Genomic DNA, 23,147 nt, shown 5'->3' with positions numbered 1-23,147 from the left:
TGTGATGCGCCGATCCGGCACCTGGACCACATCACCCCCCACATTGAGGGTGGTGAGACGAGCCTGGACAACGGGCAAGGCCTGTGCGCGCGGTGCAATCATGCCAAGCAGGCACCCGGCTGGGTACAGAAGACCACCCAGCACGAGGGACGCCACGCCGTGGAGACCCGGACTCCGACCGGGCACACCCACCTCTCGGTGGCACCCATGCCACCGACACCCCTGCGCGCCGACCGGGGCGGGATGCCGGCCAGGATCCACGACACCGAACCAGACCGAGAGCGGAACACAGGTCACGCCAGCGACCTTCGCGCGCCCGCAGACAGCGACACGTCGCCATCCACCGGGACCGACCAGCCACAGACCGACCAGAGGCAGACCGACCAGCCCCAAGCCGACCAGAGGCAGACCGACCAGAGGCAGACCGACCAGAGGCAGACCGACCAGAGGCAGGCCGACCAGAAGCAGACCGGCCACGCCCAGAACCCGCCCATGGCCGGGTCGACCGGCCACGCCCAGAACCCCGCCATGGCTCGCGATCGCACCCCTGCCCCGGAATGGACACCGGCAGTCGGCATGACCGGCCCACCCCCCGGACGCACCCCACGCAGCCGCTACTCGATCGGCTGCCACACCACCCACCACCACGGAGCGATTCCCTACCGACTCGCCACGAGCCGGGGTCCGGATTCAAGCTCGCGACAGCGCTCCGCCCGGCGGCGGCGAGCGCGTGGCCGCCTGCCGGACGTCTTCTGGGCACACCGGTACAGCTAGCGCTCGCTCCCATGGGTGCGTTGTCGTCGGGCCCTGGTTCACGAGGGCCCGACGACGACACAGCCGTCACCTCGTTCCGCGGAGCCATCCGGCGAAGAGTCTCGTCATCATCGGCATGACCACGAAGGTCATCAGGCATACCAGCGTGACGGAGAGCACCAGCGTCGTCACGAAGACCGGGACACGCTGGATCAGCGGGGCGCCGACCGACAGGAGGAGCGTGATCAGCGGATAGGCCGCGAGCCAGTTGATCACGGCCATCTTGTAGCGCTGAGGCTGCGCCGCCCGGCCGGGCAGGGACGGTTCGCGCCCGCGATCCGCAGCCGTCGTCACTTTCCTGCCTCGTAGTTCACCCATGCCACGCGATACGGGTGGCTCGTCTTCCACGTATGGATGACCTCGACGGCGCCCGGTGCGGCGAACAGTGCCGCGAGCCCGTCCCGGTCGTCGACGCCGAAGTGCAAGACCGCGGTCGCTACGAACGCCGGGATCGCATCCTCGCCCGCGACCGGAACGTGCCGGTGTGCGGAGAAGCTGCGGACCGCGCCCGTGTCTCGCATCGAGATCTCGATATCTCCGAGGAACTGATCCAGGTCGATGTCGGAGATCGGGTCATCGAAGGATACGAGCATGGTGTGTGTGATCATGCGTCCAGTGAAGCCATCGTTGGGCAGCGCCGTCCAATACCTGATGGATCCAACTGATAACGTCAAGGAATGGATCTCTTGGAGGTGCGCGAGCTCAGGTACTTCGTCGCCGTGGCCGAGGAGCTCCACTTCGGCCGCGCCGCCGAGCGGCTCCACATCGCCCAGCCGGCCTTGTCGAAGGCCGTTCGGCGCGTGGAGGAACGCCTCGGCGTTCAGCTCTTCGCCCGCACGAGCAGGAGCGTCGCGCTCACCGCGGCGGGAGAGGCGCTGCTCGAGAACGGCCGGCCCGCGCTGAACGCCGTCGCGGCCGCCGCTCGTGCCGCGCGACAGGCAGAGGAGTCCAGCCCGCTGCGCCTGGCGCTCAAGCCCGGCGGCGATGCGGGCCTGCTCTCCGTCCTGCTCGGGGCCTACGCCGACTACCCGAAGGCGCGGCAGGTCGACGTCATGTTCCATCCCGGACCGGAGCGGGCGGCACTCGTGCGCGACGGGATCGTGGACGCCGCACTGCTGTACGCACCTTTCGAGGACACCCTCGGTCTCACGACCATCGAGCTCCACGTCGAGGGCCGTGTGGCGGTGCTCCCGGCCGACCATCCGCTGGCGGCGTCGGCGAGCATCAGCCGTGCGGACCTGGAGGGCGAGACCTTCCCGCGCTGGCGTGGGCAGCCCGGCCAGCGCGCGCACGGCCCCGAGATCGCGGACGTCGCGGAGCTGGTCCCGCTGGTGCGACTCGGCCGCGCGGTCGCGGTTCTCCCTCGGTCGCTCGTGACGCCGGTTCCCCAGGGCGCGGCCTGCGTCCCGGTCCCCGACGCCGGACCGAGCTCGATCGTCATCGGAACGAGGCCGGGGGATCGTCGCGAGGCCGTTCGTGCCCTCATGGAGGCCGCGAGAAGCATCGGGCGGCCACCTGCGACCCCGTGAACGGAGGCCCCCGCCGGACCAGCCTTCAGCCCGCGATCTCCGGGGCCACCGCATACGCGATCACCGTGATCGAGTTGTTGAGCGCATGCACCACGACGCCCGGCCACACCGAGCCGCTGCGACGGCGGAGCTCGGCGGTGATGATCCCGACGACGAGCGCCGCGGGCAGGACGACGTTGATGCCGTGCAGCAGCGCGAAGATCACGGCGCTGCCGACCGTCGCGATGACGGGCCCGTACCGGAGCAGGCCTGTGGTGACGACGCCGCGGAAGAGGAACTCCTCACCGATCGGCGTGAGCACCACCAGGCCGATCGCGGTCACCACCAGGAGCCAGATTCCGCTGCTGGCCCCGGCGGCGTAGCCGGACTGGGTGTCGGTCGGCACGTCGACCAGCCATGTGAACAGAGGTACCAGCAGCCCCTTGGCGAGCAGGGCGACGACCCCGCCCGCTGCTCCGAGCCACAGCCAGCGGGCGGACGTCGGGCGCACGCCGAACGCGCTCCAGGACAGGCGTCGCGGCGCGGCGGCCACCCCGAACCCGGCCAGGCCCGCGATTCCCGACAGGCACGCCAGGAAGGCGCCGCCCGCGGCGCTGTTCAGGTCGAACCAGTCGCCGAGCAGCATGGGTAGCCCGAAACCGACCGCCGCCATTGCCACGATGCCGACCACGATCTCGAGCCAGCCCGGCCGGCTGCTCCGCACGTTCGTCTCCGTCATGGATTCCATGCGGCCCAGTAGAAACCGTGTGCCAGGAACAGGGTCAAGAGATCCTCGTCCGCGTGGCGGAACGGACGAGAAGCACCGCCAGCGCCGTCGGCACGGCCAGCGCGACCGCGAGCCCGGGGCTCCCGGCCACCGCGAGCCCCGCGCCGCCGAGCGCCGCCCCCGCGAAGACGCCGAGACTCATCCCCGCGGCCTGCAGGCCGAACGTGGCCGGCGTGAGCCGTCCGGCCCGCTGGGCGATCAGGCTCGTGGCCGTGGCGCCCACGACGGCGTGGCCGAACCCCATCACGGTCGTCGCCGCCAGGGCGCCCGGCAGCCACGGCACCAGGAAGACCGTCAGGACCGCCACGAGACCTCCGCCGAGGCCGGCGAGCAGCAGCAGCCGGGGCCGGGCGGGGCCCGCTGCGCCGTCGTCCCGGGCCCAGCGTCCCGCGAGGTAGCCGCCCACCACGAACGACGCCCCGCTGAGCGTCCAGACCAGGGTGAACGTACCCGCGTCGGTGCCGAAGCGGTCGTGGTAGGTCACCGCGAGAAAGGAGAGGTAACCCATGAACGAGGTGGTCCGCAGCCCCGCGACGGCGACGACGGCCAGCAGGTCCGGTCGCGACCGCAGGCGCCGCAGCGACTCACGGTAACCGGGCGCGGCAGCCTGCTCGGCGCCTGGGTCGGCGGACCGCAGGAAGGCCAGTCCGGTCAGCACCGCCAGTGCCGCCGTGACCCACAGCGCGCCCGCCCAGCCGCGCCAAGCCGCCAGCCCGCCGACCACGGGACCGGCCAGCACGGCCGCCAGGGTGGTCGACGTGCTGACGAGCGTCGCGGCGCGGCCGCCGTCGGCGGGGTCGGTGAACCGGGACGTGGCCAGGGCGAGCAGGGCTGGCGTCAGGGCGGCGGTCGCGACGCCGGTGCCGAGGCAGAACGCGACCAGCGCCGCGTAGCTGCCCGTGGTGGCGGTCAGGCAGCACAGGGCCAGCAGGGCGAGCGCGCCGGCCACCGCGCGGTGGCGTGGCCAGCGGCCCAGCAGCGGCGCGATCGCCACCCCGGTGAGCAGGGCCGCGACACCACCCAGCCCGCGCAGGGCGCCCACGGCCGCGGCGTCGGCCCGGACGGTCTCGGAGATCGGCACCAGGAAGGTGGAGTAGACGGTGAACGGGAGCAGGCTCACCGTCCCGGCCAGCATCGCCGGCCAGATCGCGCGGACGATCCGGTGGTCCGGCGTGGGGCGGCGCGCCGGCGGGCGGGAGGCGGCCGGGGCTGTCACGGGTTCTGCGCCGCGTGCTCGCGCAGGTAGGCGCCGAACTTCTCCACGCCGTCGATGTTCCGGGGCCCGGAGATGCCCTCGTTGTAGTCGAGCACGAAGAAGGCGTCGTCGCGCACGGCGGGCAGGTCGGCCGTGACGGGGTTCTCCTGCAGGAACCGGATCTTGTCCTGCGCGGGCTGGTCGCCGTAGTCCAGGATGACGACGACCTCGGGCTGTGCCTCCACGACCGCCTCCCAGGTGACCTCGGTCCAGCGCTCGTCGAGGTCGCCGAAGACGTTCTCGCCGCCCGCGGCCCGGATGATGTCGTTCGGCGGTACCTGGGCGCCCGCGGTGAACGGCTTGTCGGTGCCGGAGTCGTAGAGGAACACCGGCACGGGGTCGCCCTCGGGCGCCTGCTCCTCGACGGCGGCGACGCGTGCGCGGTAGTCGGCCACGAGGTCGGTGGCCCGCTCCTCGACGCCGAAGATCTGCCCCAGCCGTTCCAGGTCCGTGTACAGGCCCTCGAACGGGGTGTGCCGCTCCGGGAACCCCGGGTAGCCGTAGCAGGACTCCGCGTGCATGAAGCTCTGGATGCCCAGCCCGTCGAGGATCTCCGGGGTGATGCCCCGCTCGTCGGAGAACCCGGAGCCCCAGCCGGCCACCACGAGGTCGGCCTCGGCGTCCACCACGAGCTCGCGGTTGAGCAGGTCCTGCGACAGGAGCTCGACCTGCTCGTACTCGGCGGCCCACGGCGACTCGCTCACCGGCGGGTTGGCGGGTGGCATGACGTAGCCGAGCACGTGGTCGGTGAGGCCGAGCGCGAACAGCTTGTCCGCGCTGCCGCCCTCGTAGGCGACGACGCGCTGGGGCACCGTGTACTCGACCGGCTCGCCGCAGCGCTGCACGGTGGTGGCCGGTCCGGCGTCGGCGGACTGCTCGACCTGGGCGCCGCAGGCGGCCAGGAGCGCGACGGCGGCCAGGGCCGGCAGCGGGGCCAGTCGGCGGGCCGGGGCGGGGATCCTCATCGGTGGTTTCCTTCCAGGGCGGGATCGACGGTTCGGGCGGGGGAGGGCCCGAGGGAGTACAGGACCTGCGGGTCGCCGGTCAGCGGGTGCGCGGTGACGGTGACCTCCACGCCGTAGACCTGGGCGATGCGCTCGCTGGTCAGCACCTGCGCCGGGGTGCCGGCGGCGACCAGCCGGCCGCCGGCGAGCAGCCCGAGCCGGTCGCACGCGGCGGCGGCCAGGTTCAGGTCGTGCAGCACCACCACGACGGTGAGATCGGTGTCGCGCAGGTGACCCAGCAGGTCGATCTGGTGGCGCAGGTCCAGGTGGTTGGTGGGTTCGTCCAGCACCAGCACGTCGGGCTCCTGCACGAGCGCGCGGGCGAGCAGCACGCGCTGCCGCTCACCGCCGGACAGGCTCAGGATGCCGCGCCCGGCCAGGTGCGCCACGTCGGTCCGGTCCATCGCCGAGCGGCACAGCTCCCGTTCCCGCTCGGTGAGCCGGCGGTTGCCCCGCTGGTACGGCACGCGGCCCAGCGCGACGACGTCGGCGACGGTGAGGTCCAGGTCCGCCGAGCCGTCCTGGGTGAGCGCCGCGACGCGCTGCGCGGACGCGCGCGGGGTCAGGCGGGCGACGTCGTCGCCGTCGACCCGCACCACGCCGGCGGAGGGGCGCAGCGCACGGTAGACGCAGCGCAGTGCCGTGGACTTGCCGGACCCGTTGGGGCCGACGAGGCCGAACACCTGACCCGAACCCACGTGGAGGTCGAGGGCGTGCACGATCTCGACGCCGGCGAGCGTCGCGGACAGGCCGTCAAGGTGCAGGTCGCTCACGCCGCACCCCCGAACACGTACTGGCGGCGGCGCATGAGCACCAGGAAGACCGGTACCCCGAGCAGTGCGGTGAGCACGCCGATCGGCAGCTCGCGGGGTGCGGCGACCGTGCGGGCCAGCAGGTCGACCCACACCATCAGCGTGGCCCCGGCCAGCGGGGCGACGACGAGCACGCGGGCGTGCCGGGCGCCGACGAGCATGCGGGTCACGTGGGGCACGACGAGCCCGGCGAACCCGATGGCCCCGCTCACCGCGACCATCGCGCCCGTCATCACCGCGGTGACCGCGAAGAGCACGTGCCGGTGACGGGCCGGGTCGATGCCCATCGCGGTGGCGGCCTCGTCGCCGAGGCTCATCGCGTCGAGCGTGCGGGAGAAGCGGTGCAGCGCGACGGTGCCGGCGAGGACCACGACGGCGACGGCCGGCAGCGCGCCCCACGTGGCGGCGCCGAACGAGCCCATGGACCAGAACAGCAGCGTGCTGGTGGCCTCGTTGCCCGGCACCAGGTAGATGAGCACGCTGGTGACCGCCTGGAAGCCGAACGACAGGGCGACACCGGTCAGCACGAGGCGCAGCGGGGTGGTGCCCGTCCGGGCGTACGCGACCGCGAAGACGAGGACCGTGGCCGCCATCGCACCCGCGAACGCCCCGGCGGACGTGGCATAGATGCCGAAGCCGGCCAGCGCGCCCGTCGTCGACACCGCGACCGCGCCGACCGCGCCGCCCGAGGAGATGCCGAGCACGAACGGGTCGGCCAGCGCGTTGCGGACCAAGGACTGCACGGCCACGCCGACGGTCCCGAGCCCGGCCCCGACCAGGGCGGCCAGCAGCACCCGCGGGGTCCGGATCTGCCAGACGATCTGGTAGCGGGTGACCTCGTCGGCAGAGATGGTGCCGCCGGTCAGGGCGGCGCCGAGGTACCGCACCGTGTCGGACGGGGGGATGACGGCGGACCCGAGGCCCACGGCGAGCAGCGCGGAGACGACGAGCAGGGCGCACAGCCCGGTGATCAGGGCGAGGTGCCGGAGGTGGCTCCGGGCGGGGGACATCGAGACCTCCGGACAGGGGCAGCGTCGTGAGAATCGTTCTCACGCGGGCCTCACTGTACCCGGTTGTCGGGAATGATTATCAATTGCCCAGAATGGCGAGCCTCTCGGCGTCGGCCGACCCCGCGTCCGGGTGGAGCACGACGAGCATCTGACCGTCCGCGCCGTTGATGTCGAACCGCTCGCGGTTGAGCACCAGGTCGCCCGCGCGCGGGTGGGCGAGCCGGACCGGCGAACCCCACTGACCGCGCACCTCGTGGCGCGCCCAGAGCCGGCGGAACAGCGGGCTGGCCTGCGACAGCTCGTCCACGAGCGCGGCGAGCCGGGGATCGTCGAGGTCGTTGCCCACGGACTGCCGCAGGTTGGCCACGAGGCACTCCGTGTAGTCCCGCCAGTCCGGGAACAGGGCCTGCTCGGCCGGGTCGAGGAACAGGTCCCGGAGCTGGTTGCCGCCCGCGGCGAGCCGCGGTGACAGCGCCCGGGCCAGGTCGTTCGACGCCAGGACGTCGAAGTACCGGTCCTCGATGAACGCGGGCTGGGGCAAGGTGGCCAGAAGCTTCAGCGCACCGGCCGGAGGCGTCCCGGCACGGGGCCGGGCGGCCCGCGGAGCGTCCTCCACCAGGGTTCGCAGGTATGCCGTGTGGGCCTCGTCGAGCCGCAGCACGCGGGCGAGGGCGTCGAGCACCTGCGGCGACGGGTTGCGGTCGCGGCCCCGCTCCAGCCGCAGGTAGTAGTCGGCGCTGATGCCGGCGAGCAACGCCACCTCCTCGCGGCGCAGCCCCGGCACCCGCCGCACACCGCCGTCGGGGATGCCCGCCTGCCGCGGGGTCACCTGCTCGCGCCGGGCCCGCAGGTAGCTGCCGAGCGCGTTCGTGCCGGCCCGCCCCCGCGCCGGGGCCACCGCGAGAGGGGGGCCTGGCACACCCTGGTCCGGGCGGGGCTCTGTCTCGGTCTGCCTGCGCTGCATAGCGTCCTCAACGGTCCCTCAGGACCGGGTATTTCGAAGCGAGCCAGGGAGGCAGACGTATGACCGTCACACTGATCACCGGGGCCAACAAGGGCATCGGGTTCGAGACGGCGAAGCAGCTCGTGGAGCTGGGGCACGACGTGTACGTCGGCGCGCGGGACGCGGAGCGGGGCGAACGGGCCGCGGCCGCGCTCGGCGCGCGGTTCGTGCAGCTCGACGTCACCGACGACGCCTCGGTGCGCGCGGCGCTCGCGACGATCGACGCTGCCGAGGGCCGGCTCGACGTCCTGGTGCACAACGCCGGTCTGCTGGGCGACGGCGACGTCGACGGGCCCACCGCGCTGCGCGTCTTCGACACCAACGCCGTGGGCATCGTGCGTGTCACCGAGGCGGCGCTGCCCCTGCTGCGGCGGTCCGCCGGCGCGAACGTGGTCACCGTCTCGAGCAGCGCGGGGTCGTTCTGGGCGGTGACCAACCCCGAGCGCCCCGAGCACCACCTGCCGGTGCTGCTCTACTCGGCGTCGAAGGCGGCCGCCACCATGCTGACGGTCCGCTACGCCCAGGCCGAGCCCGGCATCCGGTTCAACGCGCTGGAACCCGGCACCACCGCCACGGACATGACCGCCGCCTACGGGATCGGCCGGTCGCCCGAGGAGACCGCGCGGTTCGTCGTGCGCTGGGCGACGCTCGGCCCGGACGGCCCGACCGGCACGTTCCAGGACGAGAACGGGGAGCTGCCCTGGTAGCGCTCAGCTGCCGTACTCCTCGGCGAGCCCGGCCACGTCGTGGGCGTACGACACCGAGCGGTTGTAGGCCGCCAGCGCGTCCGTCCACCCGTCGTCGGTGGTGACGTCGCCGCCCCTGTCGCAGAGGTAGGCGGCGGCGGTCAGTGCGGCGTCGTCGATCTGGTGCGGGTCCGCCCGCCCGTCGAGGTTCCCGTCCTGCGCGTGCTCGTCCCACGTGGTGGGGATGAACTGCATCGGGCCGACGGCGCGGTCCCACTCGGCGTCGCCGTCGAGCTCTCCCTGGTCGGTGTCGAGGATCTCCATGACACCCTCGCTGCCGTCCAGCGGGATGCCGATGATGGGCGGGCGCACCGTGCCGTCGGCGTCGGCGCGTGCCCCGAGATAGCTGCCGTGCACCGACTCCACGGCGCCGATCCCTGCCAGCGTGTTCCACCCGAGGCCGCACTCCGGGTCGGTCCGTGCCAGCCGGAGCGACGCGCCGGCGTAGGCGGCCAGCGCGCGCCGCGGGATCCCGGTGCGCTCGGCCGTCTCGCGCAGCCAGCCCGGGTCGGTCAGGTCGGCCAGCGGTGTCGCGTCGGCGCTCCCGGCGGCCGGGCCGGCCTCCGGCAGGAGCTGCTGCGGGGCGGGCGGGTAGTCGAGCTCCAGCGGGGACGGCCAGCCTCGTTCGCCGACGCCGCAGCCCGCGAGGAGAAGCACTGTCGTGAGGGCGGCGGCCCGGGATGTTGCTGTCACGGTCACTCCGAGGTCGAGGGATGGCGTCGGACGAGCGACCGGCCCCCGTCGGTGCACGCCGTCCTGGTGCAGAGACTACGGTCGCGCGCGGGCCGGACCGGACGCCGTCGGGCGGACGCCGACAAGACCTCCCGGAAATATCCGCGAACGCACCGGGCGGCGCCGTGGTGGTCCACGGCGCCGCCCGGCGCGTTCGGTGATGGATCGGGGTGGTTGATCAGTCGGTGGCCGGGGGCTGGTCCGACGCCGGCGCCTGGCCCGCGAGGGTCAGGTACACCTCGCGGCGAGCCTTGCCGAGCAGCGCCGTGACGGACGCGACCTGCTCGGGCGAGCCCGTGCGGGCCACCTGCTCGACCGCGTCGGCCAGAGCGCGCAGCTCGTGCCGCAGCTCGCGGCCGTGGCCCCGGCCGACCTGCTCCCACGGCGTGCCGAGCTCGTCCTTGTGCTGCTCGACGTAGGCGGTGCCCTCGTCGGTCAGCGTGGCGAGCTTGCGGCCGCCGTCCTCGGTGAGGAGCACGAGCCCCTCGTCCGCGAGCAGGGAGAGCGCGGGGTAGACCGCTCCGGCGCTCGGGCGCCAGCGGCCGTCGGTCCGCTCGGCCAGCTCGCGGATGATCTGGTAGCCGTGCATGGGCTGCTCGGCCAGGAGCAGCAGGATCGCGGCGCGGATCTCGCCGCGCCCGGCGCGGCGGGGACCACGGGGGCCGCGCGGGCCGTGGGGCCCGAAGCCGCCGTGCGGGCCGAAGCCGCCGTGACCGCCGCGCGGGCCGAAGTCGCCGCGACCCTCGCGCGGGCCGAAGCCCTCGCGGTCGTCGCCGCGGCTGAACCAGCCGCGGTCCTCGCGGCGGCGGCCGTCACGCCGGCCCTCGCGCCGCCCGGGTCGGTCGGATCGGTCGGGTCGGTCGGATCGGTCGGGTCGGCCGAAGCGGTCCCGGTCGTCCGGCAGCCCGGGACCGTAGGCGGTCACGAGCGCAGGGCGCAGGCCCGGGACGAAGACGGGGATGTCGAGGCCGAAGCGGCCGCGGCCGCCCCGTCGACCGGGGTTCTGGGTGGTGTCGTCATGGGTACGCATGAGAGGTCTCCTTGATGCTGTCGCGGCGGGGTGGGGCGGTGCGCTGTGTGCGCACTGCGGCGTCCCGGCGTCCCGCCGGTCGGGAGCGACGTGCTCGACCGACGTCCTCAAAGATAGATCAAAGATATATCGTTACGCAACCCCTGGGTCCTGAAGATTTCGTCCCTGTCCGAAAGTCGTGGTGAAAGTGCTGTGACATCCCCGCATGCCGCGCGTCTGAGGGGCATGACGGATACGACAGGTACGGTGACATCGCCCACGACCGACGACGCTCAGGCAGCCGCACGCCGTATCCGCGGGACAGAGCCCGCGGTCGGCGCCATGGTCGCGCTCGACATCGACGGCACGTTGCTCAAGGCCCGCGCGACCGTGCCGGAGGTGACCGTCGCGGCGGTCACCCGCGCGCGGCGCTCCGGGCACCACGTGGTGCTCGCCTCCGGCCGTTCACTGGTGGGCGTGCTCCCCGTCGCCCGTCAGCTCGGCATCCACGCGGGCTGGGCGGTCGCGTCGAACGGGGCCGTCGTGGCGCGCCTCGACATCGGCCGGCCCGGTGGCTACGAGCTCGACACGGTGCACACGTTCGACGTGGAGCCGGTCATCCGCCGGGCCCGCGAGCTCGTCCCCACGGTGCAGGTGGGGGTGGAGGAGATCGGGTGGGGGTACCGGGTCACCAGCCCCTTCGAGCCCTGCTCCGTGAACGGCGAGCAACGGCAGGTGCCCGACGCCGAGCTGTGGGACGTGCCGGCCACCCGCGTGATCCTGCGCGGCGACGGCGTGGCGCGGCTCGTCGAGCCCCTGCGCTCGCTGGGTGTCACGCCGGTCCCGGCAGCGGCCGACTGGATCGACGTCACGCCGCGCGACCTCAGCAAGGCGACCGCGCTGGAACGGGTCCGCGAGCAGGTCGGCGTGGACCCGGCCCGCACCGTGGCGGTGGGCGACGGCGTCAACGACCTGGAGATGGTGGCGTGGGCGGCGCGGGGTGTGGCGATGGGACACGCTCCGGCCGTCCTGCGCGAGGCGGCGGACGAGGTCACCGGAACGATCGACGAGCACGGCGTCGTCACGGTGCTGCAGTCGCTCGGCTCGCCGCTCGGGTGACGGGTCGGGAACGTTGACCCGGCCCTGGGCGGCCGTGTGTTCGGTCGCCTGCACCGGCTCCAGCCCCGTGTTCGGTCGGTTGCCCCGAGAACGGTCCATCGGCCGACCGATCTCGAGGCATCCGACCGAACTGACCGGTTGGGCCGGTGCATCCGACCGAGTTGACCGGCTGGGTCGGTGCATCCGACCGAGCTCACAGGTCAACGCGCGCCGCCGGTGGTGCTTGCCAGCGGTAGCGCAGCGAGACCATGCGCAGCCCGAACACGAGAACCGCGACCACCCAGCCCGTGACCAGGCCGAACCAGCCGGCCCAGGAGGCGAGCGCGGTGAGCCCGGCCCCGAGCAGTGCGGGGATGGCGTACAGGCCGCGGGAACGGAAGATCTGGGGCACGTCGTTGGCCACGACGTCCCGGATGACGCCGCCCCCGACCGCCGTCACGACCCCGAGGATCGACGCCGCCGCGTGGTTCATGCCGGCATCCAGCGCCAGGAGGGTGCCGGTGACCGAGAAGAGGGCCATGCCGGCGGCGTCGAAGGTGAGCAGCACGTCATGGAACCGGTGCACGACGTGCGCGAAGAAGTACACGACCAGCGCGGCGACGAGGGGAGGGACGAGATAGACGGGCGAGTCGAAGGCCCGCGGCACGCCGTCGTCGAGGATCACGTCGCGCAGGATCCCGCCGCCGAGCCCGACGCAGGTGCCCAGCAGCAGCGACCCGACGATGTCGAACCGGCGCCGCACCGCAAGCAGGGAGCCGGACACGGCGAAGAAGAACACGCCCAGGAGGTCCGGGACGACATGCGCCCACGCCACGGTGAGCTCCTTTCGACAGGGGAGGCCGCCCGGCGCGCACGCACCGGGCGGCTCCACTGTTACAGAAGCCGTGCGTCGCGGCGAAACGCGGGCAGGCGCAGCCAGGTGGCGGCCCGCCACACCCACTCGACCGGGCCGTAGACGAACCGGCGCAGCCACAGCCGGCTCAGCACGGACTGCGCGGCGATGATGCCCAGCGCGAGCAGCACCACGGGCAGCACGCTCGTCATGTGGCCGTAGTCCACGAAGAGCGTGGTCAGCGCCACCACCAGGGCCGCGGTGACGTAGTTCGTCAGGGCCATGCGGCCCAGCGGCTCGAAGACGGCGGCGATCACGCGACGCGCGGGAGTGCGCCAGAGCATGGCCAGACCGGTGGTGTACAGCACGGCCATGACGAGGCCGGCGATGCCGCCGGCGTTCGAGAACCGCGGGTCGCCGGGCATGCCGAGCTGCCAGAGCAGGGCGGGCACCGTCAGCACGGCCGCACCGGCGAGGACGACGGCGACGGTCCGTCCCGCGGACTCCAGGGCACGGGGCAGGCCGTAGGCGGCGGCACCTGCGCCCAGCAGGACGAGGCCCGGCGTGGCGGCCAGGCCGCCGCCGAGGAACGCGTACGCCACGACCGTGAGCGCGGCCCCTGCGCCGAGGACCACCCAGCGCGGCGCGAGGCAGACCACGGGCAGCACGAGCAGACCGACGACGCCGTACTCGACCAGCACGTTCCCGGGGTACACGAGCATCAGGAGCCCGCCGATGAGCGCGAGCGCGACCAGGCGCCGGGTCAGCACGAGCCACGGGCGCGGCGAGCGCGCGCGGGCGCCGTCGAGCACGATCCACAGGCTCATGCCGAACAGGAACACGAAGATCGGCACGAAGCGCGTCTGGACGGTGAGGTACAGCGCGTCGAGCACCGGGTCGGGCACCCGTGACCCGCCCTCCAGCATGCGGTCCATCCCGACGCGTGCAATGTCCACGGCGTTGACCAGCAGGATGCCGAGCACCGCGAAACCGCGCAGCGAGTCGATGAACCGCCACCGCTGCCGGGTTCCGGTCCGAGGGTCTGTCGTCGGTGCAGTCATGGTCATGCCCGCCATCCAACCGCCCGGCCCGGCGGCCCGTCGTCCGCCCACGGAACCAGGTTTCGCGCTGCCCGGTCGGGGTGAACCCTGGGCCGCCCGGCCGCGGGCGTCAGGGTCGCCCCGCGACGTGCGCGGCGTACCGGGCCACGAGCCCGCGGATCTCGGACGGTTCGTAGACCTGCCGGCCCAGGAGGAGCGCCGCCTCGGGACGGCCGTGCTCGGCGCAGTGCGCCCGGACCTCAGCGGCCTCGTAGAGGTCGAGCGACGGCAGGTTGGATGCGCGCCCGGAGTCGACGAACGTCGCGGCCGGAGCAAGGTCGTCGAAGAACACCCACCGGTCGTCCAGCTCCACGGCGGCGCCGCGGCAGACGAGCACGTCGGCGGTCTCCACCGCGCCGGGCAGGGCGGGATGGTCGACGACGGCGGTGTACTCGCCCCGCTCCTCGTCCGGTCGGGCGTCCCAGCCGTCGGTGTCCTGGCCGTAGGCGCGGCAGACCGACGTCACGAGGCCGCCGTCGAGCGGGAGGCGGGGCGAGGAGTCGGGTGAAATCGCTGTGCGGGGCGACATATCGATCCTTCACGTAGTATTGCCCGGTCCTGTTCGCGGGCTTTTGGGCGGTATTTCCATGCATTTACATGGAATTCCCGTCGGTTCTCACCCTGTGTGCGGAGCGCTGTGCGGGGGGTGCTTCGCCGGGGTATGTCGAGCGGGTGGTGCTGGCGGAGGAGAAAGAGGGGCCCGGGCTAGCCGGCGGCGGCCGCGGCCACGGGCAGGAGCCGGTTCCAGTCGACCGAGGAATGCAGCATCTGGGTGAGCCCAATTCGCTCGACCGGGATTTTCACATCGTGAATTGAGTCCTCGAGCTCTTTGTGCCACGTATCGGTGGTGGCGAGCACGATGCGGGCCGTGAAAGGCGCTTTGTTCGACGCCGCGAGAAATGGCGCGACATCCGCCGGGGACAAAGGCTGCGCCGGGTCGTGGAACTTGCACCGGACGGCGACGAGCCGCTCGGTGTCCTGCTCGCGTGCGACCAGGTCGATCTCGTCGCCCAGTCCCTGGTGGCCGGGCCATTCGTCCCACGACCAGACCGCGTCGAACGCGGCCGTGCACTCTGCGTCCGTGCGCAGGAATGCCTTCATCAGCTCCTCGAACTTCTCGTCCCGGTCGGTCTCGGACTCGGACCGGAACATGTAGTCGTCGAGGAGGTCCTCCAGTGCGGCCATATCGGCATTCTGTCAAGAAATGCCTGGGACCGCTCTCCGGGCCGGAAAAGTTCACCGTTCAATTACCGGCCCGGAGGTGATGCGTGCCGGATCAGCCGAGGTTCAGCACGCGCCGCGCGTTGTCCGCGTACAGGGCGGGCAGCAGGTGCGCGGGGAGCGCGGCCCCGGAGATCTGCCAGCGGCCCTGCGGCGGCACCTCCACGCCGGGCGCGTAGTCGAAGGCCTCGTCGTCCGTCTCCAGGAAGCGGAAGTGGACCTCGAGGTCTGCGGGCGACAGCGGGAAGGCGTCGGTGCCGAACAGCACACGGTCCGGGAAGCTCTCCACGAGGCGCCGGAACCGCCGGGGCTGGCGGCCGAGCTCGCCGAGGCGGCCGGCGATGTCCACCACGAGGTTGGGCGCGGCGCGCAGGAGCCGTTCCACGCGGTCGAGGTCCTCGGCGACGCAGCCGACGTGCGCACCGATGTACCGGGTGCCGGGCGTGGCCACCAGCAGCCGCTCGAACGCGTCCAGGAGCTGGTCGAAGGACGGGTAGCGCTCCCGGTCGGCGAAGGACCAGTCGGGCTGGCCGGCCAGCTCGTCGAACCGCTCGTTGTGCTCGTCCAGCGGTTCGAAGAAGGCCTTCGGGTCGGCCACGTGCACCAGGGCCGGCAGGCCGAGCTCACCGGCCAGGGCGAGCACGCCGGCCACGCGCGGGTCGTCGGGGCGCACGAGCTCGCCGTCGGGCCCGCGGACCGTGAGGCCCACGTTCTTCCAGACCTTGACGCCGCGGGCGCCGCGCGCGGCGCTGTCGCGGAGCTGCTCGTGGATCTCGCGCTCGCCGTCCGGGCGGGCCAGGAGCGTCCAGTCGATCTGGCAGAACGTGACGAACCGGCCCGGGTGCGCGCGGTCGTACCGGTCGAGGTTGGCGTCCAGCTCCTCGCCCCACAGCCCGTCCAGGTTGACGACGGTCTCGATGCCGGCGTCGTCCATCATCCGCAGGAGCGCGGCGACGTCGGGTGCGCACCAGTCCTCGGTGAGCCAGCGGCCGAGGTGGTTGTGCACGTCGACGGCACCGACCGCCGCCCGGCGCACGCGCGTGACGGGCACGGAGACCTGCGGGCGGGGCGCCCAGTCGACGAGCCGGAGGTCCGGTACTGCGGTCCCGGCGGGCCCACCCGCCCCCAGCGGGTCGTGAACGTGGCTCATGACTGCCTCCTCGGCTTCCCAGGAAAGTGCTCGACGTGATCGTGTCGCCCCCAGAGGATCGGGCATGCGTGCGCAGATTGCCGAGTTGTTACGCGATTCAATCACTCAGAATGATCGAATCCGCCAGTCTTGATGACTCCCGCGCAACAGTCGAGCACCATGGGCGACGACGGCGCCCGGTAGGCGGCGCCGGGACGACGACAGGAAGCGGCACCGTGAGCATCAGCACCATCACCGAGCGTGAGATCCGTAGCCAGCCCGAGGTGTGGACCCGTGCCGCCGCCGCGGCGGCCGACGGCGCGCGGGTGCTCGGCGCCCCCGGCGAGCGTGTCCTGGTGCTCGGCTGCGGCACCAGCGCGTTCGTCGCCGAGTCCCTCGCGGTCCTGCGCGAGCGCGCAGGGCTCGGCGAGACCGACGCCGCCTACGCGTCCGAGTGGACGCCGGGCCGCACCTACGACCGCGTGGTCGTGATCAGCCGCTCGGGAACCACGAGCGAGGTGCTCGACGCGCTCGCCCGCGTGCCCGCCGGCCCTCGCACGGCCGCCGTCGTCGGCGTGGCCGGGACGCCCGTGGCGCAGGCCGCGGACGAGGTGCTCGTGCTGGACTTCGCGGACGAGGAGTCGGTGGTCCAGACGCGGTTCCCGACCGCGGTGCTCGTGCTGGCGCGCACCGGGTTCGGCGAGGACCTGACCGCCGTCGTCGAGCAGGCTCGCGCCGCGCTCGACGCCGCGCTGCCGGTCGACGTGGCGGCGTTCGAGCACTTCGTGTTCCTCGGCCGGTCGTGGACCTACGGCCTGGCCCAGGAGGCGGCGCTCAAGATCCGTGAGGCCGCGCAGGCGTGGTCGGAGTCCTACCCGGCCCTCGACTACCGCCACGGCCCTGTGGCGGTGGCGGGACAGCGGAGCCTCGTGACCCTCTTCGGCGACGCCGACCGCGTGCTCGCCGCGGACGTGGAGCGCACCGGCGCGACCGTCCGGCACGACGACCTCGACCCCCTGGTCCAGCTCGTGCAGGCACAGCGGCTCGCGGTCGAGGTCGCGCGGTCGCGCGGGCTGGACGCGGACACCCCGCGCCACCTGACGCGGTCCGTCGTGCTCGGCTGACAGAACAACCACCCAGAACGCAGAAGAGACGAGGACGATCATGCTGCGTCACCCCCTCCTAACCACCCGCGGACGCGGCGCCCTGGGCGCCGCCTCCCTCCTCGTGGCCACGGCCCTGCTCACCTCGTGCTCGTCGGGCACGCAGGGCGCGACCACGCTCGACAAGGACGCCGACGTCACCCTCACCTGGTGGACGGGTCAGGCCGACCAGGCCCAGACCATCCTCACGGGGCTCGCCGAGGAGTTCGAGCAGGAGCACCCCAACGTCACCATCGAGGTGTCCTCGGGGGCGCCGTCGACCGAGGACCTGCTGCAGAAGCTGTCGTCGTCGTTCGCCGGCGGTACCTACCCCGACATCTCCTACGCGTTCGGCTCGTGGGCGAGCGAGCTCGCCGAGTCGGAGCGCACGCTCGACATCACCGAGCAGGTCTCCGACCCCGCGGTCGGCTGGGAGGAGTTCTCCGGCGCGGCGCGGGCGACGGCCCAGCCGACGGGCGAGGCGACCATCGGGTTCCCCGCCGTGGTGGACAACATCTCGCTGATCTACAACAAGACCGTCTTCGACGAGGCCGGCGTCGAGTACCCCACCGAGGACTGGACGTGGGACGACTTCCGCACCGCGGCCCGTGAGCTGACCAACCCGGAGACCACGACCTACGGGTACGGGTACTCCGTCTCGGGCTCCGAGGAGACGACCTGGCAGTTCTGGCCGCACCTGTGGCAGAACGGCGGCGAGATCCTGGACGAGTCCGGCACGGAGGCGACCTTCGACTCGGAGGCCGGCGTCGAGGCGCTCACCCTGCTGCGCGACATGGCCGTCGAGGACGAGTCCGTGTACCTGGACCAGACCGACACGAAGTTCGGGCAGATCTTCGCCAGCGACCAGATCGGCATGATCACCTCCGGCCCCTGGTCGCTGTACGACCTGCAGGTGGCCGGCACGGACTACGGCGTGGTGCCCCTGCCCGGGACCGACGGCGACCACACCACGATCTCCGGCGCGGACCTGTGGGTGCTCTTCGACCACCAGGACGCCAACCGCGAGTACTGGTCCTACGAGTTCACCAAGTGGCTCACCGACCCGGAGCAGGACGTGCGCTGGAACGTCGTCTACGGCAACCTGCCGCTGCGGGAGAGCGAGATCGACTCGCCGGAGTTCGCGGCGCAGGTCAAGGAGATGCCCGGCCTGGACGTCATGGCCGCGAACAGCGCCAACGCGACCATCCCGCGGCCCACCGTGCCCGGCTACGTGAACCTCTCCGAGGCGATCGGCACCGCCATCTCGCAGGTGCTGCAGGGCCAGGGCGAGCCCGCCGAGGCGCTGGAGAAGGCCGCCGACGAGGCGACGGCCGCGCTGGCGGACAAGTGACCGCGACCGCCGTCCGGACCCGGCGGCCGGGCTCGGCCCGCCGGGTCCGGGAGGGGCTCACCGGCTGGGGGTTCGTCGCCCCGGCGACCGTCATCGTGCTGGGCCTGTCGATCTTCCCCGCGGTCTGGGCGTTCGTGCTGTCCCTCCAGGACTGGAACGGGTTCTCCACGCCCGAGCCCGTCGGGTTCGACAACTACCGCGAGATGGCCGGCGACGCCGACCTCGCCGCGGCCGCCGGCCACACGCTGCTGTACACGGCGTTGTTCGTGCCGGCCTCGGTGCTGCTGGGGCTCGGCCTGGCGGTGGCGCTCAACCGCCGGATCGTCCTGGTCGGCGTGTACCGCACGCTGATCTTCCTGCCGTTCGTCGTGTCCGCTGCGGCGACGGGCATCCTCACCACCTACCTGTTCAACCCGCAGTTCGGGCTGGTCAACAACGTGCTGCGCGTGCTCGGCCTGCCGCAGCAGGGCTGGCTGGAGGACCCCCACCAGGCGATGGTGGTCATCGCGCTCATGTCCCTGTGGGGGCAGGCCGCGTTCACCACGGTCATCTACCTGGCCGCGCTCCAGGACATCCCGGCCGAGCTCACGGAGGCGGCCCGGGTCGACGGTGCCAACCGGTGGCAGTCGTTCTGGCACGTGACGTTCCCGCAGCTCGCGCCCGTGACGGTGTTCGTGGCGATCTGGCAGACCATCCAGTCGATCCAGCTCTTCGACCTCGTCTACACCACGACGCGGGGCGGGCCCCTGAAGTCCACCGAGACGATCGTCTACTACCTGTGGACCTCGGCGTTCAAGGACCTGGAGTTCGGGTACGCGTCGGCGGTGGCCTACGGGCTGTTCGCCGTGACCCTCGCGATCACGATCGGCGTGACGATCTACTCGCGCCGCAGCACCGTAGGAGGACTGGGATGACCCTGCTCGCCTCGCCCCGGGCCGACGTCTACGGGCAGCCGGAGCCGGAGGCCGCGCCGCGCCGCAGGCGGCGCACCGGCTGGTGGCACCTCGTCCTGGTGCCGGTCGCGCTGCTGTTCGCCACGCCGTTCGTGCAGATGTTCCTCACGTCGCTGACGCCCGAGTCGGAGATCAACCGGTTCCCACCGAGGTTCTTCCCCTCGTCGCTGACCCTCGACGGGTACGCGAAGCTGTTCCGCGACTCCGACGTGCTGCTGTGGACGGGCAACACGATCCTCGTGTCGGTGGTCGCCGTGGTGTCGCACCTCGTGCTGTGCTCGCTGGCCGGGTACGGGTTCGCCCGCTTGAAGTTCCCCGGACGGCAGGTCGGGTTCCTCCTGATCGTCGCCACGATCATGATCCCCACGCAGCTGCTGATGGTGCCCACCTACGTCATGTTCGCCCGCGTGGGGCTCATCGACACGCTCGCCGCGGCGATGGTCCCGTGGCTGGCGTCCGTGTTCGGCATCTTCCTGATGCGGCAGTTCTTCCTGTCGCTGCCGGCGGAGCTCGAGGAGGCCGCCGAGCTCGACGGCTGCTCGCGCTTCACCACCTTCTGGCGCATCATCCTGCCGCTGGCCCGGCCGGCGCTCGCCACCCTGGCGATCTTCACGCTGCTGAGCTCGTGGAACGACCTGGTGTGGCCGCTCATCGCCATCAACGACCCCGGCGCGTTCACCCTGCAGCTCGGCATCACGAACTTCCAGGGCGCACGCCGCACCGACTGGTCGCTGCTCATGGCGAGCAACGTCGTGGCTACGCTGCCCCTGATCGCGTTCTTCGTGTTCGCCCAGAAGCAGTTCATCGCCACCATGACCTTCACGGGAGTCAAGGGATGACCCACCAGACCGCTGGACCCGCCCCGCGGCCCGTCGTGGTGGCCGGGGACGCGAACGTCGACCTCGTCCTGCGCGGCGACGTCGTGCCCCGGTTCGGCCAGGCCGAGCAGCTCGCCGACTCGGGCGACCTGGTGCTCGGCGGCTCGGCGAGCATCGCGGCGTCCGGCGTCGCGCGGCTGGGCGTACCGACGTCGCTGGTCGCGCGCGTCGGGGCCGACACGTTCGGCACGTTCACGCTGGACGCGCTGCGGGCCTGCGGGGTCGACGTCGGCGCCGTCGAGACGTCGTCCGACGAGCCCACCGGGCTGTCCGTGATCCTGTCCACTCCGGGGGACCGGGCCATCCTCACCGTGCCGGGGACCATCCCGACGCTGACGGGGGAGCGGCTCACGCAGGTGCTCGACGGGCGCTGGCCCGGGCTGCTGCACGTCGCGTCCTACTTTCTCCAGCCCGGGCTGGCCGCGGCGCTGCCCGGTGTGCTCGCCCGCGCCCGGGAGCAGGGCTGGACCACGAGCGTCGACACCAACTGGGACCCGGCCGAGAAGTGGGCCGGGCTGGCCGACGTGCTGGGCCACCTGGACCTCCTGCTGCCCAACCGCAACGAGCTGCGTGCCATCGCGGGCGCCCTCGGGGAGCCGGCCGACCTGGACGACGTCGAGCTCGCCACCCGGCTCGCCCGCCGCGGCCCGCGGGTCGTGGTCAAGGACGGAGCCGACGGCGGCTGGTCGGTGGGGCCCGACGGCGCCGTGGTGCGCGCGCCGGGCGTGGCCGTCGACGTGGTCGACACCACCGGTGCGGGTGACAGCTTCGACGCGGGGTACCTCGCGGCGCTCGCGTACGGGGTGGGCGACGAGCAGGAACGGGTGCGCTGGGCGACCGTCGCCGGGTCGCTCTCCACGCTCGGCTCCGGCGGCACCGGGCGGCAGGCCACGCGCGCCGACCTGGAGCGGGAGCTGACGCGGTGATCTCCGCGCTCGCCCTCAGCCCGTCGCTCGACGTCACCTACGTGGTCGAGGCGCTGGAGGGGATCCAGCGGCCGCTCTCGACCCACCGGGTGGCGGGCGGCAAGGCGCTCAACGCGGCCCGGGCCGCTTCCGCGCTCGGCGCGCGCGTGTCCGCGGTGGCGGTGCTCGGCGGCGGCGCGGGGCAGGACGTCGCGGCCGGCGCCCGGGCCGACGGCGTGGACCTGCACGTGGTGCCGGGGGAGCCGACGCGGAGCTGCGTGTCGGTCTTCGCCCAGGACACGGGCCGGCTCACCGAGATCTACGAGCGGGCCGTACCGGTCTCGGTGAGCGCGGCGGCCGCGGCGGTGGACGCCGCGGTCCGGCTCGCGGCCTCCCGGCCGGGCTGGTGGCTCGTCTCGGGCGGCCTGCCGGCGTCGGCGCCCGCGGGCCTGCTCGCCGACGTCGTCGGCCGGTTGCGTGACGCCGGGGCGCGCGTCGCCGTCGACAGCCACGGTGCGGCGCTGCGCGGCGCCGTCGAGGCCCGGCCCGACCTGGTGAAGGTGAACCGCGCGGAGGCGCTGGAGCTGGTGGGCGGCGGCGAGGAACAGGCGGCGCCGGAGCTGCTCGCCGCCGTGCACGAGCGCACCGGGGGGCTGGTCGTGATCACCGACGGCGCGGCCGGGGCCTGGGGCACCGACGGCGAGCGGGTGCTGCGCGCGACCCTGACCGGGCACACCGGCGGCTTCCCGGTGGGCAGCGGCGACTCGTTCCTGGGCGGCCTGCTGGTCGCGCTCGACGGCGGCTCCGACCTGGCCGGGGCGCTGTCCCTGGCCACGGCGGCCGGCACGGCGAACGCCCAGGTCCCGGGCGCGGCGATCCTGGACCCGGCCCTGACCCGCAGCCTGACCTCGCAGGTCGAGATCACCGCGTCCCCGGGCAGCCCGCGACGAACGTAGAGATCGTCGCTCCGGGAGCCGTCATGGAGCGACGATCTCTCCGTTCGGCGGACCTCCCTCAGTCCGGGACCACCTGGATCTCCACACCCTCCGCCTCGATCGCGGCCAGGGCCTCAGGGTCCGCGGACGAGTCCGTGACCAGCACGTCGATCTCTGCCAGGTCGGCCACCTTGGCCAGGGTCACGCGGCCCACCTTCGACCCGTCGGCCACGACCACCACGTGCTCGGCGTGCGCCAGCATCGCGTGGTTGGTGCGGGCCTCGGTCTCGTCGTGGGTCGTGGCGCCGCCGCGCACGCTGATGCCGTCGGTGCCCAGGAAGGCCGTGCCGACGTTGATCGCGTTGAACGTGTTCTCGGCCAGCGCCCCGACCGCCTCGAACGAGCTGGACCGGACGAACCCGCCCGTCATGATCACCTTGAGGTTGCTGCGCGAGGCGAGCTCCGTGGCGGTGGTCAGCGCGTTGGTGACGATCGCCAGGTCGGGCCGGGTGGCGAGCGCCCGGGCGACGGCGGCCGCCGTCGTGCCGCCGCTGATCGCCACCGAGTAGCGGCCCGGTGGGAGCAGGCCCGCCGCGTGCTCCGCGATGCGCACCTTGGCGTCCCGGAACCGGTTGTCCCGCAGCAGCACCGGCACCTCGGTGGTGGGGTCGAGCGCCCGGACGCCGCCGTGCGTGCGCACGAGCAGGCCCTGCTCCTCCATGGCGGCCAGGTCGCGCCGCATCGTCGCCGAGGAGACGTCGAGCTCCCGGACCAGGTCGGTGAGCCGCGTGGTGCCCTGCTCGTTCACGTAGGTCAGGGTCCGCATCATGCGTTCGGTGCGCTTGTGCGAGATGGCGCGGGGGGTCTCCGCGGTGGCCGCCATACCGTTCCCTTCTCGAATCG

General features: G+C 72.9%; 26 protein-coding genes. 10 read left to right on the top strand and 16 right to left on the bottom strand.

Features of this window, described 5'->3' with window-relative positions; genetic code table 11:
* On the top strand, nucleotides 1–774 hold a 774-nt coding region (locus tag ACIG47_RS24755), incomplete at its 5' end, for an HNH endonuclease (protein ID WP_397433736.1).
* Nucleotides 775–840: 66 nt separating this feature from the next.
* On the opposite strand, the gene ACIG47_RS24750 is transcribed toward ACIG47_RS24755, so the two are convergent.
* Together ACIG47_RS24750 and ACIG47_RS24745 are read right to left on the bottom strand one after the other, a co-directional pair.
* Complete coding sequence (locus ACIG47_RS24750) at nucleotides 841–1,107, bottom strand: hypothetical protein (RefSeq protein WP_397433735.1); 267 nt, start codon at nucleotides 1,105–1,107, stop codon at nucleotides 841–843.
* Nucleotides 1,104–1,421, bottom strand: a complete 318-nt coding sequence (locus ACIG47_RS24745; protein WP_397433734.1) for a hypothetical protein — start codon at nucleotides 1,419–1,421, stop codon at nucleotides 1,104–1,106. Before ACIG47_RS24745 ends, ACIG47_RS24750 begins: the two co-directional genes overlap by 4 nt.
* Before the next feature lie 69 nt (nucleotides 1,422–1,490).
* On the opposite strand from ACIG47_RS24745, the gene ACIG47_RS24740 reads away from it, so the two are divergent.
* Nucleotides 1,491–2,342, top strand: coding sequence for a LysR family transcriptional regulator (locus ACIG47_RS24740; RefSeq protein WP_397433733.1), 852 nt, complete (start codon nucleotides 1,491–1,493; stop codon nucleotides 2,340–2,342).
* A gap of 25 nt (nucleotides 2,343–2,367) precedes the next feature.
* On the opposite strand, the gene ACIG47_RS24735 is transcribed toward ACIG47_RS24740, so the two are convergent.
* The 6 genes from ACIG47_RS24735 to ACIG47_RS24710 all read right to left on the bottom strand — a co-directional run bounded on the left by ACIG47_RS24735 (nucleotide 2,368) and on the right by ACIG47_RS24710 (nucleotide 8,108).
* Entirely contained in the window at nucleotides 2,368–3,069 is a 702-nt protein-coding gene (locus ACIG47_RS24735) for a lysostaphin resistance A-like protein (RefSeq protein ID WP_397433732.1), read from the bottom strand.
* Nucleotides 3,070–3,103: 34 nt separating this feature from the next.
* Complete coding sequence (locus tag ACIG47_RS24730; RefSeq protein WP_397433731.1) at nucleotides 3,104–4,324, bottom strand: MFS transporter; 1,221 nt, start codon at nucleotides 4,322–4,324, stop codon at nucleotides 3,104–3,106.
* Nucleotides 4,321–5,328 (bottom strand): ABC transporter substrate-binding protein, encoded by a 1,008-nt coding sequence (locus ACIG47_RS24725; RefSeq protein ID WP_397433730.1) that lies wholly within the window; start codon nucleotides 5,326–5,328, stop codon nucleotides 4,321–4,323. Before ACIG47_RS24725 ends, ACIG47_RS24730 begins: the two co-directional genes overlap by 4 nt.
* Nucleotides 5,325–6,140, bottom strand: coding sequence for an ABC transporter ATP-binding protein (locus ACIG47_RS24720; RefSeq protein ID WP_397433729.1), 816 nt, complete (start codon nucleotides 6,138–6,140; stop codon nucleotides 5,325–5,327). The genes ACIG47_RS24725 and ACIG47_RS24720 overlap by 4 nt, the downstream gene beginning before the upstream one ends.
* Nucleotides 6,137–7,189, bottom strand: coding sequence for a FecCD family ABC transporter permease (locus ACIG47_RS24715; protein WP_397433728.1), 1,053 nt, complete (start codon nucleotides 7,187–7,189; stop codon nucleotides 6,137–6,139). Before ACIG47_RS24715 ends, ACIG47_RS24720 begins: the two co-directional genes overlap by 4 nt.
* Nucleotides 7,190–7,268: 79 nt before the next feature.
* Nucleotides 7,269–8,108, bottom strand: coding sequence for a helix-turn-helix domain-containing protein (locus ACIG47_RS24710; RefSeq protein WP_397433727.1), 840 nt, complete (start codon nucleotides 8,106–8,108; stop codon nucleotides 7,269–7,271).
* Between the two features lie 104 nt (nucleotides 8,109–8,212).
* Between ACIG47_RS24710 and ACIG47_RS24705 the strand changes: the two genes are divergently transcribed.
* Nucleotides 8,213–8,899, top strand: a complete 687-nt coding sequence (locus ACIG47_RS24705) for an SDR family NAD(P)-dependent oxidoreductase (RefSeq protein ID WP_397433726.1) — start codon at nucleotides 8,213–8,215, stop codon at nucleotides 8,897–8,899.
* 3 nt (nucleotides 8,900–8,902) lie between these two features.
* On the opposite strand, the gene ACIG47_RS24700 is transcribed toward ACIG47_RS24705, so the two are convergent.
* On the bottom strand, nucleotides 8,903–9,631 hold the full coding sequence (locus tag ACIG47_RS24700; protein WP_397433725.1) for a lytic transglycosylase domain-containing protein: 729 nt from the start codon (nucleotides 9,629–9,631) through the stop codon (nucleotides 8,903–8,905).
* Between the two features lie 217 nt (nucleotides 9,632–9,848).
* A complete protein-coding gene (locus ACIG47_RS24695; protein WP_397433724.1) occupies nucleotides 9,849–10,700 on the bottom strand; it encodes a PadR family transcriptional regulator in 852 nt (283 codons plus the stop codon).
* A 246-nt stretch (nucleotides 10,701–10,946) separates the two neighbouring features.
* Here ACIG47_RS24695 and ACIG47_RS24690 point away from each other — a divergent pair, with 246 nt between their 5' ends.
* Nucleotides 10,947–11,798, top strand: a complete 852-nt coding sequence (locus ACIG47_RS24690) for an HAD family hydrolase (protein WP_397415449.1) — start codon at nucleotides 10,947–10,949, stop codon at nucleotides 11,796–11,798.
* A gap of 193 nt (nucleotides 11,799–11,991) precedes the next feature.
* Here ACIG47_RS24690 and ACIG47_RS24685 read toward each other — a convergent pair whose 3' ends face one another.
* The 5 genes from ACIG47_RS24685 to ACIG47_RS24665 all read right to left on the bottom strand — a co-directional run bounded on the left by ACIG47_RS24685 (nucleotide 11,992) and on the right by ACIG47_RS24665 (nucleotide 16,101).
* On the bottom strand, nucleotides 11,992–12,612 hold the full coding sequence (locus ACIG47_RS24685; RefSeq protein ID WP_397433723.1) for a trimeric intracellular cation channel family protein: 621 nt from the start codon (nucleotides 12,610–12,612) through the stop codon (nucleotides 11,992–11,994).
* A gap of 59 nt (nucleotides 12,613–12,671) precedes the next feature.
* Nucleotides 12,672–13,697: a DUF418 domain-containing protein gene (locus ACIG47_RS24680; protein ID WP_397433722.1), complete on the bottom strand. Its 1,026-nt coding sequence runs from the start codon at nucleotides 13,695–13,697 to the stop codon at nucleotides 12,672–12,674.
* A 103-nt stretch (nucleotides 13,698–13,800) separates the two neighbouring features.
* Nucleotides 13,801–14,259: a hypothetical protein gene (locus ACIG47_RS24675; protein ID WP_397433721.1), complete on the bottom strand. Its 459-nt coding sequence runs from the start codon at nucleotides 14,257–14,259 to the stop codon at nucleotides 13,801–13,803.
* 176 nt (nucleotides 14,260–14,435) lie between these two features.
* On the bottom strand, nucleotides 14,436–14,915 hold the full coding sequence (locus ACIG47_RS24670; protein ID WP_397415459.1) for a hypothetical protein: 480 nt from the start codon (nucleotides 14,913–14,915) through the stop codon (nucleotides 14,436–14,438).
* A 91-nt stretch (nucleotides 14,916–15,006) separates the two neighbouring features.
* On the bottom strand, nucleotides 15,007–16,101 hold the full coding sequence (locus tag ACIG47_RS24665; RefSeq protein ID WP_397433720.1) for an amidohydrolase family protein: 1,095 nt from the start codon (nucleotides 16,099–16,101) through the stop codon (nucleotides 15,007–15,009).
* A gap of 215 nt (nucleotides 16,102–16,316) precedes the next feature.
* Here ACIG47_RS24665 and ACIG47_RS24660 point away from each other — a divergent pair, with 215 nt between their 5' ends.
* Genes ACIG47_RS24660 through ACIG47_RS24635 form a run of 6 tightly spaced genes read left to right on the top strand, consistent with a single transcriptional unit; the run spans nucleotide 16,317 to nucleotide 22,265 of the window.
* Entirely contained in the window at nucleotides 16,317–17,204 is an 888-nt protein-coding gene (locus ACIG47_RS24660) for an SIS domain-containing protein (RefSeq protein ID WP_397433719.1), read from the top strand.
* Between the two features lie 40 nt (nucleotides 17,205–17,244).
* On the top strand, nucleotides 17,245–18,573 hold the full coding sequence (locus tag ACIG47_RS24655) for an ABC transporter substrate-binding protein (RefSeq protein ID WP_397433718.1): 1,329 nt from the start codon (nucleotides 17,245–17,247) through the stop codon (nucleotides 18,571–18,573).
* Nucleotides 18,570–19,487 (top strand): carbohydrate ABC transporter permease, encoded by a 918-nt coding sequence (locus ACIG47_RS24650; protein WP_397433717.1) that lies wholly within the window; start codon nucleotides 18,570–18,572, stop codon nucleotides 19,485–19,487. Before ACIG47_RS24655 ends, ACIG47_RS24650 begins: the two co-directional genes overlap by 4 nt.
* On the top strand, nucleotides 19,484–20,365 hold the full coding sequence (locus tag ACIG47_RS24645) for a carbohydrate ABC transporter permease (RefSeq protein WP_397415470.1): 882 nt from the start codon (nucleotides 19,484–19,486) through the stop codon (nucleotides 20,363–20,365). The genes ACIG47_RS24650 and ACIG47_RS24645 overlap by 4 nt, the downstream gene beginning before the upstream one ends.
* Nucleotides 20,362–21,330 carry a carbohydrate kinase family protein gene (locus ACIG47_RS24640; RefSeq protein WP_397433716.1) on the top strand — a complete coding sequence of 323 codons (969 nt, stop codon included), beginning with the start codon at nucleotides 20,362–20,364 and terminating at the stop codon, nucleotides 21,328–21,330. Before ACIG47_RS24645 ends, ACIG47_RS24640 begins: the two co-directional genes overlap by 4 nt.
* The gene (locus ACIG47_RS24635; protein WP_397433715.1) at nucleotides 21,327–22,265 is read left to right on the top strand and encodes a 1-phosphofructokinase family hexose kinase; all 939 of its coding nucleotides are present in this window, start codon (nucleotides 21,327–21,329) and stop codon (nucleotides 22,263–22,265) included. The genes ACIG47_RS24640 and ACIG47_RS24635 overlap by 4 nt, the downstream gene beginning before the upstream one ends.
* A gap of 58 nt (nucleotides 22,266–22,323) precedes the next feature.
* Here ACIG47_RS24635 and ACIG47_RS24630 read toward each other — a convergent pair whose 3' ends face one another.
* Nucleotides 22,324–23,127, bottom strand: coding sequence for a DeoR/GlpR family DNA-binding transcription regulator (locus ACIG47_RS24630; RefSeq protein ID WP_397415478.1), 804 nt, complete (start codon nucleotides 23,125–23,127; stop codon nucleotides 22,324–22,326).
* Nucleotides 23,128–23,147: the final 20 nt, after the last annotated feature.

This window comes from Promicromonospora sp. NPDC052451 (genome assembly GCF_044547525.1).
Taxonomy (GTDB): domain Bacteria; phylum Actinomycetota; class Actinomycetes; order Actinomycetales; family Cellulomonadaceae; genus Promicromonospora.
This window is presented reverse-complemented; position numbering and strand designations above follow the sequence as displayed.